Source organism: Actinosynnema sp. NPDC002837 (genome assembly GCF_040295345.1).
Taxonomy (GTDB): domain Bacteria; phylum Actinomycetota; class Actinomycetes; order Mycobacteriales; family Pseudonocardiaceae; genus Actinosynnema.
This window is the reverse complement of record NZ_JBEOVG010000060.1, coordinates 22,519-36,497: the sequence shown is the minus strand read 5'-3', so window position 1 is coordinate 36,497 and position 13,979 is coordinate 22,519. Positions and strand designations below refer to the sequence as shown.

General features: G+C 72.0%; 12 protein-coding genes. 9 read left to right on the top strand and 3 right to left on the bottom strand.

The genetic code is table 11. The annotated features are described in order from the left end of the window. Positions 1 to 8 precede the first annotated feature (8 nt). Positions 9 to 2,285, bottom strand: coding sequence for a rhamnogalacturonan lyase (locus tag ABTZ99_RS31005; RefSeq protein WP_499616270.1), 2,277 nt, complete (start codon positions 2,283 to 2,285; stop codon positions 9 to 11). A gap of 180 nt (positions 2,286 to 2,465) precedes the next feature. Here ABTZ99_RS31005 and ABTZ99_RS31000 point away from each other — a divergent pair, with 180 nt between their 5' ends. From ABTZ99_RS31000 to ABTZ99_RS30960, 9 genes are all read left to right on the top strand, one after another. Beyond that, positions 2,466 to 3,752 (top strand): ABC transporter substrate-binding protein, encoded by a 1,287-nt coding sequence (locus ABTZ99_RS31000; protein ID WP_499616267.1) that lies wholly within the window; start codon positions 2,466 to 2,468, stop codon positions 3,750 to 3,752. 2 nt (positions 3,753 to 3,754) lie between these two features. Then, positions 3,755 to 4,726 (top strand): carbohydrate ABC transporter permease, encoded by a 972-nt coding sequence (locus ABTZ99_RS30995; protein ID WP_499616264.1) that lies wholly within the window; start codon positions 3,755 to 3,757, stop codon positions 4,724 to 4,726. Then, the gene (locus tag ABTZ99_RS30990) at positions 4,723 to 5,556 is read left to right on the top strand and encodes a carbohydrate ABC transporter permease (RefSeq protein ID WP_498781547.1); all 834 of its coding nucleotides are present in this window, start codon (positions 4,723 to 4,725) and stop codon (positions 5,554 to 5,556) included. Before ABTZ99_RS30995 ends, ABTZ99_RS30990 begins: the two co-directional genes overlap by 4 nt. Then, a complete protein-coding gene (locus ABTZ99_RS30985) occupies positions 5,553 to 6,089 on the top strand; it encodes a hypothetical protein (protein WP_498781546.1) in 537 nt (178 codons plus the stop codon). Before ABTZ99_RS30990 ends, ABTZ99_RS30985 begins: the two co-directional genes overlap by 4 nt. Continuing rightward, the gene (locus ABTZ99_RS30980) at positions 6,086 to 7,924 is read left to right on the top strand and encodes a DUF6807 family protein (RefSeq protein ID WP_499616261.1); all 1,839 of its coding nucleotides are present in this window, start codon (positions 6,086 to 6,088) and stop codon (positions 7,922 to 7,924) included. Before ABTZ99_RS30985 ends, ABTZ99_RS30980 begins: the two co-directional genes overlap by 4 nt. 76 nt (positions 7,925 to 8,000) lie before the next feature. Next, positions 8,001 to 8,321, top strand: a complete 321-nt coding sequence (locus ABTZ99_RS30975; protein ID WP_498781544.1) for an L-rhamnose mutarotase — start codon at positions 8,001 to 8,003, stop codon at positions 8,319 to 8,321. Positions 8,322 to 8,339: 18 nt separating this feature from the next. Beyond that, complete coding sequence (gene rhaI, locus ABTZ99_RS30970; protein WP_499616258.1) at positions 8,340 to 9,524, top strand: L-rhamnose isomerase; 1,185 nt, start codon at positions 8,340 to 8,342, stop codon at positions 9,522 to 9,524. Between the two features lie 256 nt (positions 9,525 to 9,780). Continuing rightward, on the top strand, positions 9,781 to 12,024 hold the full coding sequence (locus tag ABTZ99_RS30965) for a rhamnogalacturonan lyase family protein (RefSeq protein WP_498781542.1): 2,244 nt from the start codon (positions 9,781 to 9,783) through the stop codon (positions 12,022 to 12,024). 123 nt (positions 12,025 to 12,147) lie between these two features. Next, on the top strand, positions 12,148 to 12,288 hold the full coding sequence (locus ABTZ99_RS30960; protein ID WP_498781541.1) for a hypothetical protein: 141 nt from the start codon (positions 12,148 to 12,150) through the stop codon (positions 12,286 to 12,288). Here the strand turns inward: ABTZ99_RS30960 and surE are convergent. After that, positions 12,285 to 13,031 (bottom strand): 5'/3'-nucleotidase SurE, encoded by a 747-nt coding sequence (gene surE, locus ABTZ99_RS30955; protein WP_499616255.1) that lies wholly within the window; start codon positions 13,029 to 13,031, stop codon positions 12,285 to 12,287. The two genes, ABTZ99_RS30960 and surE, sit on opposite strands and share 4 nt — an antisense overlap. Continuing rightward, the gene (locus tag ABTZ99_RS30950) at positions 13,028 to 13,948 is read right to left on the bottom strand and encodes a PfkB family carbohydrate kinase (RefSeq protein WP_498781537.1); all 921 of its coding nucleotides are present in this window, start codon (positions 13,946 to 13,948) and stop codon (positions 13,028 to 13,030) included. Before ABTZ99_RS30950 ends, surE begins: the two co-directional genes overlap by 4 nt. Between the last annotated feature and the right edge of the window lie 31 nt (positions 13,949 to 13,979).

Below are 13,979 nucleotides of genomic sequence, written 5' to 3'. Positions count from 1 at the left end.
TAACGACCTCACCGACCCGGCCGCGGCACCTTCGCCCAATCGACGTCGGAGGCCAGGTAGAAGCCGGTGTAGGCGGGCTGGTTGTAGGCGGTCTGCTGCCTGGCCACGTCGACCCGGTACTGCGGGTCGTGCATCAGCGTGTAGAGCTTGTGGCCGGTGACCTCCGTGCTCACGTAGACCCGCAGCGCCGAGCTGTCCGCCGTGCGCACCACCAGCTCCTCGCGCCAGTCGCCCAGCACGTCCGCGACCAGGGACGGGTTGCCCTTGGTGTGGTTGTTGGTCCGCGTGCCCTCGGCGGTCAGCAGGGTGCCACGCCGCCAGTCCTTGATCGTCGGCGTGACGTCCAGCGCGCCGTCCACGACCTGCGTGGTCAGGTCCGCCGCCCAGCGGATGCTCGCGTTCGTGCCGGGGATCGCGGTCGACAGCGGACGCCCGTCGGCCGACCACAGCCCCGCCGCGTCCGTGCCGCCCGGCAACGACGCCCACGTCTCCAGCCCCGGCTCGTCCGGCAGCACGTCACCGACCATGCCGCGCCCGGTGTCCCGGCCGGTGTAGCCGCCGTAGATCACCTCGCCCGTGGCCGCGTCGCGCAGCGCGTAGCCGTAAGGCGCCGAGGTCCCGCCCTCGTGCACCATGTAGATCTCCATCCCCGGCCGGGCCGGGTCGACGTCGGTCACGTGCAGCGCGTCGCCGTGCCCGAGCCGCGCCACCGCGCCGGGGTTCGCGCTGCCCGGCGGCATCACGTCCGCGGAGTGGTAGAGCACCTTGCCGTCGTGGTCGATGGTGGACGCCCCGTAGACGATCTCCTGCTTGCCGTCGCCGTCCACGTCCGCCGCGCTCAACGAGTGCGCGCCCTGCGTGGTGAGGCCGCCGTGCTCCGGCGACGTGCCGTCCTTGCCGTGCGCCGGGAAGTTGAACGGGTTGGTCATCGGCACCCAGCCGCTGTCGATGAACCAGTCCTTGACCAGCTTGCGGCCGTTCCACCGGTACGCCACCAGCGTCGTGCGCGTGTAGTAGCCACGCGCGAACACCGCCGACGGGCGCTTGCCGTCCAGGTAGGCCACCCCGGCGAGGAACCGGTCCACCCGGTTGCCCGGCTCGATGCGGGAGTACGCGTAGTCGCCCCACATGAGCCCGTCGTCGTGCCGACCCGGTTCGTAGCGCACGGTCTCCAGCTCGCGGCCGGACTTGCCGTCGAACACGGTCAGGTACTCCGGGCCGTCGACGACGAACCCGGCGAACGCCCGGAGGTTGTTGCGGGTGCTGCGGCCCGGCGCGTACACGTCGACGAAGTGGTCGGCCAGCGACCGCGCGTCCGCGTCGGACAACGGGTAGGCGTGCCGGACCGGGATGCCGAACGCCTCCTCCAGGGTGGCGGGCCAGCGCCCGGCCACCACCTCGGGATGCGCGTGCCAGCCCTTGAACATCTCCACCACGTGCTCGTAGTAGCCCGCGGCGCTGAGCCGGTAGTCGTCGCTGTGCGAGTAGCCCGCGCGCACGTCCTCGCGCGGCATCGTCACGTACCGCTCCGAGACCGCGTTGCCGCGCCGGTCGTACGTCGTCACCTTCGTTCCCGGCGCGGTCTTCATCATCATCTCCGAACGGCCGTCGCCGTCGAAGTCGTAGACCAGGAACTGCGTGTAGTGCGCGCCGGAGCGGATGTTCACGCCCAGGTCCACGCGGTGCAGCAACGTGCCGTCGAACCGGTAGGTGTCGACGTAGGTCGGCCCGGTGTAGCCGACCTGCGAGACGTCCTTGCTGTTCGACGGGTCCCACTTCACCACGTACTCGTAGCCGCCGTCGCCGTCCACGTCGCCGACGCTGACGTCGTTGGCCGAGTACGTGTAGGCCTCACCGGCCGGGGTCACGCCGTCGGCGGGCTTGCGCAGCGGCAGGTCGTAGGACCCGCCCGCCCACGGCGACACGGGGTCGCTCGCCTCGCCCTGCCGACCGCGGACCACCGGCGCCACCCGGTACTCCGAGCCGCCGCCCTCGGCGTCGAGGTAGTTGGTGCTGTCGGTGACGGTGGCGATGCGGCGGCCGTCGCGGTAGACCGCGAACGCCGGACCGGCCAGGCCGGTGGCGGTGTGGCCGGTGACCTCGTGGCGCAGCAGCCGCCAGCTCAGGAACACCCCGCCGGCGGTGCGCGCGGCGACCAGGCCGCGGTCGAGGCGTTCGAGCCGCGGGCCGTCGGGCGTGGCCGAGGCGGGGGAGTGGACGGCGGACGTGCTCAGGACTAGCGCTAGGGCCGCCAGCACGGCGGGCAGGGCTCTGACGGGGGTCATCTGCGGCCTCCCAAGGGCGCGACGTTGCGCGGGGTGCGTGACGCCGCCACACGATGAACCGTTTCAACGAGAAAGGCAAGACCTGGGTTCGCGGGCGTTGCAGCGCTGAAAAATCAGTCTTGACGCCATGATGGGGCTCACCTAGCTTGGTTGAACCGATTCAATCGAAGGGTGAGGGTGATGGGACGAATGTCTCGCCGCGGCGCGGGGGGCCTGCTGGTCGGGCTGTTGTCGCTGACCACCGCGCTGTCGGGCTGCGGCGCCGAGTCGGCCGACGGCCCGGTGACGCTGCGGTTCGTCTGGTGGGGCAACGAGGACCGCGCCAAGGTCACCAGGGCGGCGGTCGACGAGTTCCAGCGGCGCAACCCGGACATCAAGGTCGAGACCGAGTACAGCGGCTACGACGCGTACTTCCAGAAGCTGTCCACCCAGGTCGCGGGCGGCGCGGGACCGGACCTGCTGCAGCTGGACCGGGCCACGGTCGGCGAGTACGCGGGCCGCAACGTGCTGGCCGACCTCGCCGAGTACACCGGCAAGGAGCTCCGGCTCGACAAGATCCCGCCGAACCTGCTGGAGGGCGGCAAGGTCGACGGCAGGCAGTACGCCGTGGCGGGCGGCGCGACCACCCAGATGCTGATCTTCGACCCCTCGCACTTCGAGGCCGCGGGCGTCCGGGTGCCGACCGCGCCGGGGGAGAAGTGGACCTGGGCGCAGTTCGCCGAGGCGATGGCGAAGGTCGGCGCGGCCGGGCAGGTCGCGGGCACCACCGACTTCGGCTGGGCCGTCGACTGGTTCGAGGTGTGGCTGCACCAGCACGGCAAGTCGCTCTACACCGCCGACGGCAAGCTCGGTTTCACCGCCGACGAGCTGGCCGAGTACTGGGAGGTGATCGGCACGATGCGGGCGGGCAAGGGCGTCTCGCCGGCCGAGGTGACGACGAAGATGGACGGCTCGGTGCAGAACTCCGGCATCGTGACCAAGCAGGCCGCCTCCGAGATCGGCTACGACTCGGCCGTCACCGGCTACTTCGGCGCGTTCGGGCCGAACCTCGCGCTCGCGCCGCTGCCCAGCGACGTGGCGGAGAGCGGCATGGCGGCCATGCCGCCGGTGTCGTTCGCGGTGTCCCAGCGGTCCAAGCACAAGGCCGCGGCGGTGAAGCTGCTCGACTTCCTGCTCAACGACCCCGAGGCGGGCAAGCTGCTCGGCGCGTCGCGCGGCGTGCCGCCGAACGAGGAGATCCGCGCGCAGGTGTGCTCGTCGGCCGAGGGCGGCAGCAAGGCCGTGTGCGACTACGAGGCCGCCCAGCAGGACAAGATCGGCCCGGCGTTCGGCGCCTGGCCCACCGGCTCCTCGGCCATCAAGCGGGACTTCCAGCGCACCTACGACGACGTGATCTTCAACCGGGTGAGCGCCGCGGACGCCGCCAAGCGCGTGGTGCAGGACGCCGAGCAGTCGCTGGGGTCCTGAGCATGACCCAGTCCGTGCTCACCGGCACGTCGGGCGCCACCGAGCCCCCGGTCCTGGACGGCCCGCCGCCGACGTCCGCCGCGCGCGGCAGGCGGCGGGGCCAGGGCGTGGCCTACCTGTTCCTGTCGCCGTGGATCGTCGGCGCCGCGCTGCTGACCATCGGCCCGATGGTCGCCTCGCTGTACCTGTCGTTCACCGACTACGACCTGTTCACCGCGCCGAACTGGATCGGCCTGGACAACTACGTCACGATGTTCACCGGCGACGAGCGGTTCTGGCACGCCGCGTGGGTGACCACCGAGTACGTGCTGATCTCGGTGCCGCTCAAGCTCGGCCTCGCCCTCGCGGTGGCGCTGCTGCTCAACCGGCCCCGCCGGGGCGTCGGGCTGTACCGCTCGGCGTTCTACGCGCCGTCGCTGCTCGGCGCGAGCGTCAGCGTGGCGCTGGCCTGGCGGGCGCTGTTCTCCACCGACGGCACCGTCGACGGGGTCCTGTCCTCGGTCGGCCTCGACACCGGTGGCTGGGTCGACCAGCCCCAGTACGCGCTGCTCACGCTCGTCGCGCTGGCCGCGTGGCAGTTCGGCGCGCCGATGGTGATCTTCCTGGCGGGCCTCAAGCAGGTGCCCAAGGAGCTCTACGAGGCCGCGGCGATCGACGGCGCGGGACCGGCGCGCCGGTTCCTCGGCGTCACGCTGCCCATGCTGTCCCCGGTGATCCTGTTCAACCTGGTGCTGGAGACCATCCACGCGTTCCAGGCGTTCACCGGCGCGTTCGTGGTCAGCGGCGGGCGGGGCGGTCCCAGCGACTCCACCCTGCTCTACCCGCTGTACCTGTACCAGCGCGGGTTCACCGACTTCCGGATGGGTTACGCCTCCGCGATGGCCTGGGTGCTGCTCGTGGTGGTCGCGGTGCTGACCGCCCTGGTGTTCCGCAGCGCCCGGCGCTGGGTGTTCTACGCGGGGGAGAACCGGTGACGCTCACGAAACGCCTCGGGTGGCACGGGCTCGTGGTGGCCGTGCTGCTGGTGCTGCTCTACCCGGTGGTGTGGCTGGTCTCCACGTCGTTCAAGCCGGCGACGGAGGTGATCTCCACGCTCGCCCTGCTGCCGCGCGAGCCCACCGGCGACAACTACGCCGAGGTGTTCGACGGCGTCGGCGAGTTCGGCGTGCTGCACTACTTCTGGAACTCGCTGGTGATCTCGGTCGGCGCGGTGGTCGGCAACGTGCTGTCCTGCTCGCTCGCCGCCTACGCGTTCGGGCGGCTGCACTTCCGCGGTCGCGGCCCGATGTTCGGGTTCATGATGATCACGATCATGCTGCCGCAGCACGTGGTGCTCATCCCGCAGTACGTCATCTTCCAGCAGATGGACATGGTGAACACGTTCTGGCCGCTGGTGCTGCCGAAGTTCCTCGCCACGGACGCGTTCTTCATCTTCCTGATGGTGCAGTTCATCCGCGGCCTGCCGCGCGAGCTGGACGAGGCCGCGACGCTGGACGGCTGCGGCCCGGTGGGCGTGTTCCGGCACGTGATCCTGCCGCTGCTGCGGCCGGCGCTGATCACCACGGCGATCTTCACGTTCATCTGGACGTGGAACGACTTCTTCTCGCAGCTGATCTACCTCAACGACGCGGAGAAGTTCACCCTGCCGCTGGCGCTCCAGCTGTTCATCGACCAGGCCACCCAGTCCGCGTTCGGCCCGATGTTCGCCATGTCGGTGCTCGCGCTGCTGCCGATCGGCCTGTTCTTCCTGGCCTTCCAGCGGTTCCTGGTGGACGGCGTGGCGACCTCCGGGCTCAAGGGGTGAGCGCCTGGGCGCGCCCGTTGGCGCTGGTGGCCGAGGTGCTGCTGATCGGGGTGCTGGTGACCGTCGCGGCGCTGCCGGTGGTGACCGCGCTGCCCGCCGCGGCGGCGGGCGCGGTGCTGCTGCGCGAGCTGGTGGACGACGGCCGCACGCCGACCGCGCGGCGGTTCGCCGTGCTGCTGGGGCGGGCGGTGCGCGACCCGTTCGCGGTCGCCGTCCCGCTCGGGGTGCTGGTGGTCGGTGCGCTGGACGTGCTGGCGTTGATGGGCGGGCTGCCGGGCGCGAACGTGCTGGGTCCGGTGATCGGGTCGGCGCTGGCCGCGGTGGTGCTGGTGCTGCTGCGGACGGCGGCCCGGTGGAACCCGGGCGACCGGTGGGCCGTGCTGATGGCCGAACCGTCGCGTGACTGGGGCGGCTACGCCTACCTGGTGGTCGCGCTGGCCGTGACCGGGCTGGTGGTCGCGCAGGCGCCCGCGTTCGCCGTCGTCGTGCCCGGCCTGCTGGTGTTCGCCGCGGTCGCGGTGGAGCGCCGGTGACGCCCCGGGTGGTGCTCGCCGGCGCGGCCGGCTACGGGCGGCTGTACCTGCGCGAGATCGCCGCGCTGGAGGCCGAGGGACGGGTGCGGCTCACCGGCGTGTGCGAGGTGGACCCGCTCGATGCCGAGGCGCGCCGGCTCGTCGGCGACCGGCCGGTGGCCGCCGACCTGGCGGAGCTGATGCGTGACGCGGACATCGGCATCGTGTCCACCCCCATGCACACGCACGTGCGGTTGGCGCGGCAGGTGCTGGCCGCCGGTGCGCACCTCGTGCTGGAGAAGCCGCCCACGCCCACGCTGGCCGACTGGCGGGACCTGGTCGACCGGTCCGGGGACCGCCTGGTCCAGGTCGGGTTCCAGAGCCTCGGCTCGCACGCTGTGCACCGGCTGGCCGGGCTGATGCGCTCCGGCGCGCTGGGCGAGATCCGGGGCATCGGCGTGCGCGGCACCTGGTCGCGCGACGACACCTACTACACCCGCGCGCCGTGGGCGGGCCGACGCGCGCTCGACGGCGTGCCGGTGGTGGACGGCGCGCTGACCAACCCGTTCGCGCACGGCATCGCGACCGCGTTGGCGCTGGACGGCAGCACGGGCGTGGACGACGTGCACGATATCGAGCTGGAGCTGCTGCGCGCCCGTGACATCGAAGCCGACGACACCTCGTGCCTGCGGCTGCGCACCCACAACGGCACGGTCGTCGTGGTCGCGGTGACGCTGTGCGCCGAGGTGGTCCGGGAACCGGTGCTCGTCGTGCACGGCAGCCGCCGCCGCGCCGAGCTGCACTACACCGAGCACCGGCTGGTGATCGACGGCATCGAGGAGCGCCACCGGCACGACTCGCCGCTGCGCAACCTGCTGGACCACCTGGCGGACCCGGACGTGCCGCTGCAGGCGCCGCTGGCCGCGACCGGCGCGTTCATGCGCGTGCTGGAGGCCGTCCGGACCGCGCCGGACCCCGTGCCGATCGACCCCGCGTGGTTGCGCCGCAACGGCAAGCGGGTGGACGTCGACGGCGTGGACCACGTGGTGGCCAAGGCAGCCGAGCACCTGCGCACGTTCGCCGAGCTGGAGGTGCCGTGGTCGCCGCTGGGCGGTGTCGCCCGGTACGGCTGGGACGGCGTGCGGCTGCCCCTGGTCGTGCCGCGGCCGGCGCTGCACCCGGTGCGCACGCTCGGCGGGGTCGTGGTCACCGGCGAGCACCCGGACGACCACCCGTGGCACCGGGGGATCGGCCTCGCGCTGCCCGACGTCAACGGGGTCAACCTGTGGGGCGGGCGCAACTACGTGCCCGGCCAGGGGTACGTGCCGGGCGAGCTCGGCCGGGTCGAGGAGACCGGGCCGGGCGAGCTGGCCTGGTGCGACTCGGCGGGCGCGGTCCTGCTGCGCGAACGCCGTCGCGTCCGCCGCCGGGTCGTCGCCGGCGGCTGGGAGCTGGAGTGGACCAGCGTGCTGACCGCGCCGGACCACGTGGTGCTGCACAGCCCGGGCAGCAAGGGCCGGGAGGGCGCGGGCTACGGCGGCTGGTTCTGGCGGCTGCCCGACCTCGACCCGCGGTCGGTGCGGGTCCACGGCCCCGACGGCGAGGGCGAGGAGGAGGTCAACGGCCGGACCTCGCCGTGGCTGGCGGTCGTGGTCGGCGATCCCGAGCGGGACCCGGGAGCACCGGCGTGGACGGCCGTGGTGTCCGGTCCGACCGACCCGTGGTTCGTGCGGGTGGGCCAGTACCAGGGCATCGGCTCGGCGCTCGCCTGGGACCGGCCGGTGGTGCTCGGACCGGGGCAGGAACGGGAGATCACCGTGCGGGTGGCGTTCTACGACGGCGTGCGGCCACCGTGAATTCGTCCAGACCATTGACAAGCCTTGTGCCGCAACAATAGCGTACTTGTGAAACGTTTCAGTCTCGGAGGTCGGCGTGCGACGTGTCTGCTTCCTGCTCCGGGTGCGCCCGGAGCGGATGGAGGAGTACCGGGAGCGGCACCGCGAGGTGTGGCCGGAGATGCGGGAGGCGTTGCGGGAGACCGGTTGGGGCAACTACAGCCTCTTCCTGGCCGACGACGGTCTGCTCGTCGGCTACCTGGAGACCCCGGACTGGGACGCCGCCCAGCGGGGCATGCGCGACCGCGAGGTGAACGACCGGTGGCAGGCCGAGATGGCCGAGTTCTTCACCGCGCTGGACGGCGGGCACCCCGACGAGGCCATGAGGCCCTTGACCGAGGTCTTCCACCTCGACTGATCAGGTAAGGAGTCCGACGTGGACACCACCACAGGAGCACCCGGAACGGGCGCCGCGCGGGAGGCCTTGGCCGGGCAGCGGATCGAGCTGCCGTCCTGGGCGTTCGGCAACTCCGGCACCCGGTTCAAGGTGTTCGCCCAGCGCGGGGTGCCGCGCACGCCGCACGAGAAGGTCGCCGACGCGGCCACCGTGCACCGGTTCACCGGCGTGGCGCCGTCGGTCGCGCTGCACATCCCGTGGGACGCGGTGGACGACTACGACGAGCTGGCCGGGTTCGCCCGCGGCCACGGCGTGTCGATCGGCACGATCAACGCCAACGTCTTCCAGGACGACGCGTACGTGCTCGGCAGCGTGTGCTCGCCCGACCCGGCCGTCCGCCGCAAGGCGCTCGACCACCTGATGCGGTGCGTCGACATCATGGACGCCACGGGGTCGCGCGACCTGAAGCTGTGGTTCGCCGACGGCACCAACTACCCCGGCCAGGACGACATCCGGGCCCGCCAGGACCGGCTCGCCGAGGCGCTGCGGGAGACGTACGGGCGGATCGGGCCGCACCAGCGGATCCTGTTGGAGTACAAGCTGTTCGAGCCCGCCTTCTACACCACCGACGTGCCGGACTGGGGCACGGCGTACGCGCACTGCCTGGAACTGGGCGAGCGGGCGCAGGTCGTGGTCGACACCGGCCACCACGCGCCGGGCACCAACATCGAGTTCATCGTCGCGGTGCTGCTGCGCGCGGGCAAGCTCGGCGGGTTCGACTTCAACTCCCGCTTCTACGCCGACGACGACCTGATGGTCGGCTCGGCGGACCCGTTCCAGCTGTTCCGGATCATGTTCGAGGTGGTGCGCGGCGGTGCCCTCGCGGTCGGGTCCGGGGTGGCGTTCATGCTCGACCAGTGCCACAACATCGAGCCGAAGATCCCCGGCCAGATCCGGTCGGTGATGAACGTGCAGGAGGCCACCGCCAAGGCGCTGCTGGTCGACCGGGACGCGCTGGCCGCGGCGCAGCGGGCCGGTGACGTGCTCGGCGCGAACGCCGTGCTGATGGACGCCTACAACACCGACGTCCGGCCGCTGGTGGCGTCGGTGCGCGAGGACCTGGGGCTGGACCCGGACCCGATGGCGGCCTACGCCCGGTCCGGCTACGGCGAGCGGATCGTGGCCGAGCGGGTCGGCGGGGAGCAGGCGGGCTGGGGTGCGTGAACGCGGGTCCGGTCGCTGACGCCCTTCCCCCTGCACGTGGTGCTGCTCGTCGCGCCTGGTGAGCGGCGGTTGTTGAACCTTTTCAGAGCTGCTCTGGGCAGGTGGGCCGGCCCGTTCGGACCAGTTGGGACGGGTGGGAGTGAATCGTTTCATCACTTGACGGCGGCTCGGTGGAGGTGTTGTCATGTGCCGGGCGAGGGGCGTTGCCCGGATCACACCTGGGAGCGCTCCCAGACACAGCGACGAAGGAGCAACGGTGCTCACCAACTCGTTCAGAGTGCGGGCGATCGCCGCCGTCACGGCGATCAGCGCACTGACCGGAGGCCTGCTGGTCGCCGGCGTGGCTTCGGCAGCCCCCGGCTGCGGGGTCGACTACGTGGTGCAGAACAAGTGGCAGGGCGGGTTCTCCGCGAACGTCACGATCAAGAACCTGGGCGACCCGGTCGACGGGTGGACGCTGGCCTGGTCGTTCCCCGGCTCGGAGCGCTTCGGCCAGGGGTGGAACGCGACGTTCGCCGCCTCCGGCGCGAGCGTGACGGCGACCAACGTGGACTGGAACCGGTCGATCCCGACCGGGGGCACGGCGTCGTTCGGCTTCAACGGCTCGATGACCGGCGACGTGGTCGGCGTGCCGACGACGTTCACGCTCAACGGCACCACGTGCACGGGCGGTGTCGACCCCACCACCACGACCACCACGTCGACCACGACAAGCACCACGACGACCACCACCACAACCACGACCACGACGACCCCCGGGCCGGGACCGTCGGACCCGACCGGCCGCAAGCAGGTCGAGCGCCTGGACCGCGGCGTGATCAGCGTGCGGTCCGGCAGCGGCAACCTGGTCAGCTGGCGCCTGCTCGGGGGCGACCCGCAGAACGTGGCGTTCAACGTGTACCGGGGTGCGACGAAGGTCAACGCCTCGCCCATCACCGCGTCCACCAACTACCTGGACAGCGGCGCGGCGGCGGACTCCTCCTACACCGTCCGCGCGGTGGTGAACGGGACCGAGCAGGCCGCGTCACCGGCGTCGCTCGGGTTCGGTGCCGGCTACCGGGACGTGCCGATCCAGTCGCCGGGCTCCGGCTACGTCGCCAACGACGCGAGCGTGGGCGACCTGGACGGCGACGGTGACTACGAGTTCGTGCTGAAGTGGGACCCGGACAACGCGAAGGACAACTCGCAGTCAGGCGTCACCGGCAACGTCTTCATCGACGCCTACACCCTGCAGGGCACGCGGTTGTGGCGCATCGACCTCGGGCGCAACATCCGGGCGGGCGCGCACTACACCCAGTTCCAGGTCTACGACTACGACGGCGACGGCAAGGCCGAGGTCGCGATGAAGACCGCGGACGGCACGCGGGACGGCCGGGGCACGGTGATCGGCAGCGCGAGCGCCGACTACCGCAACTCGTCGGGCTACATCCTGAGCGGGCCGGAGTTCCTGACCATGTTCAACGGTCAGACCGGCGCGGCGATGTCGACGGTGAACTACGATCCGCCGCGCGGCAACGTCGGCTCCTGGGGCGACACGTACGGCAACCGGGTCGACCGGTTCCTGGCCGGCACCGCCTACCTGGACGGCGCGCGACCGTCGTTGATCATGGCGCGCGGCTACTACACGCGTGCGGTGATCGCGGCCTGGGACTTCCGCAACGGCGCGCTGACCAAGCGGTGGACGTTCGACTCCAACAACCAGTCGGGGTACGCGGGTCAGGGCAACCACTCGCTGAGCATCGCCGACGTGGACGCCGACGGCCGCGACGAGATCGTCTACGGCGCGGCCACCATCGACGACACCGGGCGCGGCCTGTGGACCACGGGCCTCGGCCACGGTGACGCCGGGCACGTGGGCGACCTCGACCCGTCCCGACCGGGCCTGGAGTACTTCAAGGTCTCCGAGGACTCGTCGAAGCCGGGTTCGTGGTTCGCCGACGCCCGCACCGGCGAGCGGAGGTGGACCACCGCCTCGGGCAGCGACAACGGCCGCGGCGTGTCCGCGGACATCCACCCGGGCAGCCCCGGCGCGGAGTCGTGGTCCAACGCCGACGGCAGCCTGCGCAGCCCGAGCGGCACGAACGTCGGCCGCAAGCCGTCGTCGGCGAACTTCGTGATCTGGTGGGACGGCGACCCGTCCCGCGAACTGCTCGACCAGACCAGGATCGACAAGTACGGCACCGGCGGCGACACCCGCCTGCTCACCGGTTCCGGCGTGGCCTCGAACAACGGCACCAAGGCCACGCCCGCGCTGAGCGCCGACCTGTTCGGCGACTGGCGCGAGGAGGTCGTCTGGCGCACCTCGGACAACTCGGCGCTGCGGATCTACTCGACGCCCAACCAGACGGACCGCCGCATCCCCACGCTGATGCACGACACCATGTACCGCGTCGCCATCGCGTGGCAGAACACGGCCTACAACCAGCCGCCGCACCCGAGCTTCCACATCGGGAACGGCATGGTCACCCCGCCGTGGCCGGACGTGCACTACGCCGGCTGACGACTCCCCGCTGATCACGCTCCACTGCCGTGGCCTACCTCACTCGGGGTAGGCCACCGGCATTTCCGGGTGTGGATTCCACGGTCAGGGGGTATCAATCCGGGGATCGAGGGAGGTCACACCATGGGCAAGCACAGACTGGGCCAGTCCGAGGGACGTCAGTGGGGCGGTCCCGACCTGGTCAACGGCGCGGAGGACGCGCTGGGCCGGTCGGACGGCGAGCAGTCCGAGCAGCCCGCGGCGGACGGCGTGGAGGACGACTAGAACGACACCTCGACGTCCGGGTCCTCCGCGACCGAGCGCAGCGGGGTGACGGTCGGCCGTCCCTCGGCCAGCAGCGCCGCGTCGGTGCCGGGCTCCAGGCCGTCCTCGACCAGGACCGCGGCCAGGCCGATCGTGCCGTCGTCGCTGTCCTTGATCCTGGTGCGCACCGTGCCGAACTCGGCCAGCGCCGCCCGTTCGGGCTCGCCGACCTCGGGCCGGTTGGGCACGTTCAGGTTGAGCACGGCGCCGACCGGCAGGGCCGCGACCCGGTCGAACAGGGTCGACGCCACCGCGACGGCGGTCTCCCAGTGGTGCGGGAGGTCCGGGTCCAGCCCCACGTCGAGGGACACCGCCATGGCGCGCGCGCCGTTGATGGCGGCGGTCAGCGCCGCGCCGACGGTGCCGGAGTGCAGCACCGCGCGGCCGACGTTCGCGCCGCGGTTGACGCCGGAGAGCACGATGTCGGGCGGGTCGCCGAACGCGCCCTGGGACGCGACCAGCGCGATGAACGCGGGGTGTGCGGCGACGGCGTAGCCGGGCACGTCCGGCAGCCCGGGCAGCTCACGCCGCTCGACCTGGACGTGCCGGTCGTCCTCGGCGGCGGTCAGGCCCGCGCTCGTGCCGCTGGACTCGCGCGCGGGCGCGGCGACCACGGTCGTCCAACCGTGCGCCACCGCGCCGCGCGCCAGGGCGGCGAGCCCCGGCGAGTCGATGCCGTCGTCGTTGGTGATGAGCACCCTCATGCGTCCTCCCACAACCGCAGCCGCACCCGGTCGACCAGCGCGCGCACCACGTCGCCGCTGCCGGTGCCGAGCCCGTGCCTGGTCACGTTGACCGCGCCCGCCGCCGCGCCCAGCTTCAGCGACTCCTCCACGGACCGGCCCAGGGCGAGGCCCGCGGCCAGCCCGGCGGTCATCGAGTCGCCGCCGCCACGCGTGTCGACCGGGCTCAGGTCGGGCGTCTCCACGAGGTGGAGCGTGCCGTCGAGCCACGCCAGCGTCTCCTCGGCGGCCCGCGACACCACGACCGCGCTCGCGCCGGACTCGGCGACCCGGCGGCAGCCCTCGGCCAGGTCGGGCAGCGAGTCGGACTCGGCGAGCCCGTCCGACACCAGCTCCTCGTGGCTGACCTTGACCACGGTCGGCCCGCCCGCGAGGGCGGCGGCCAGCCGTTCGCCGGAGAGGTCCACGACCACGTCGCAGCCGTTGCCGCGGAGGTCCTTGGCGAGCCGTTCGTACACGGAGTCGGGCACGGGGGTGTCGGCCTCGGCAGGACCGCTGAGCACGGCGACGCCCGCGTTCAGCGCCTCGATCAGGGTCATCTCGTACAGGTCGTCGAGCTCGTGGCGCGACAGCGCGTCGGCGGGCATCCGGACCAGCTGGTCGCGCCCGCCGTCACGCCGGTCGTGCACGTAACCGCCGTTGCGGGCGGCGACGTCGCGCGCCTTCAGCTCGACGTCGATCAGGTGCCGCAGCACGTGCCCGGTCTCGCCGCCCAACGCCGAGCACAGCACCACCTCGGCGCCGAGGGACTCGATCATGCGCGACATCCACACCCCCTGCCCTCCGGCGTGGATGTGGATGTCGGGCGTGCCGTCCAGGTCTTCCACCGTGACGGTCAACTCTGGGGAGGGCGCGAACACCGCTACTCGACCGGGCATAACGGACACCTACCCGCTCTGCCGTTGATCG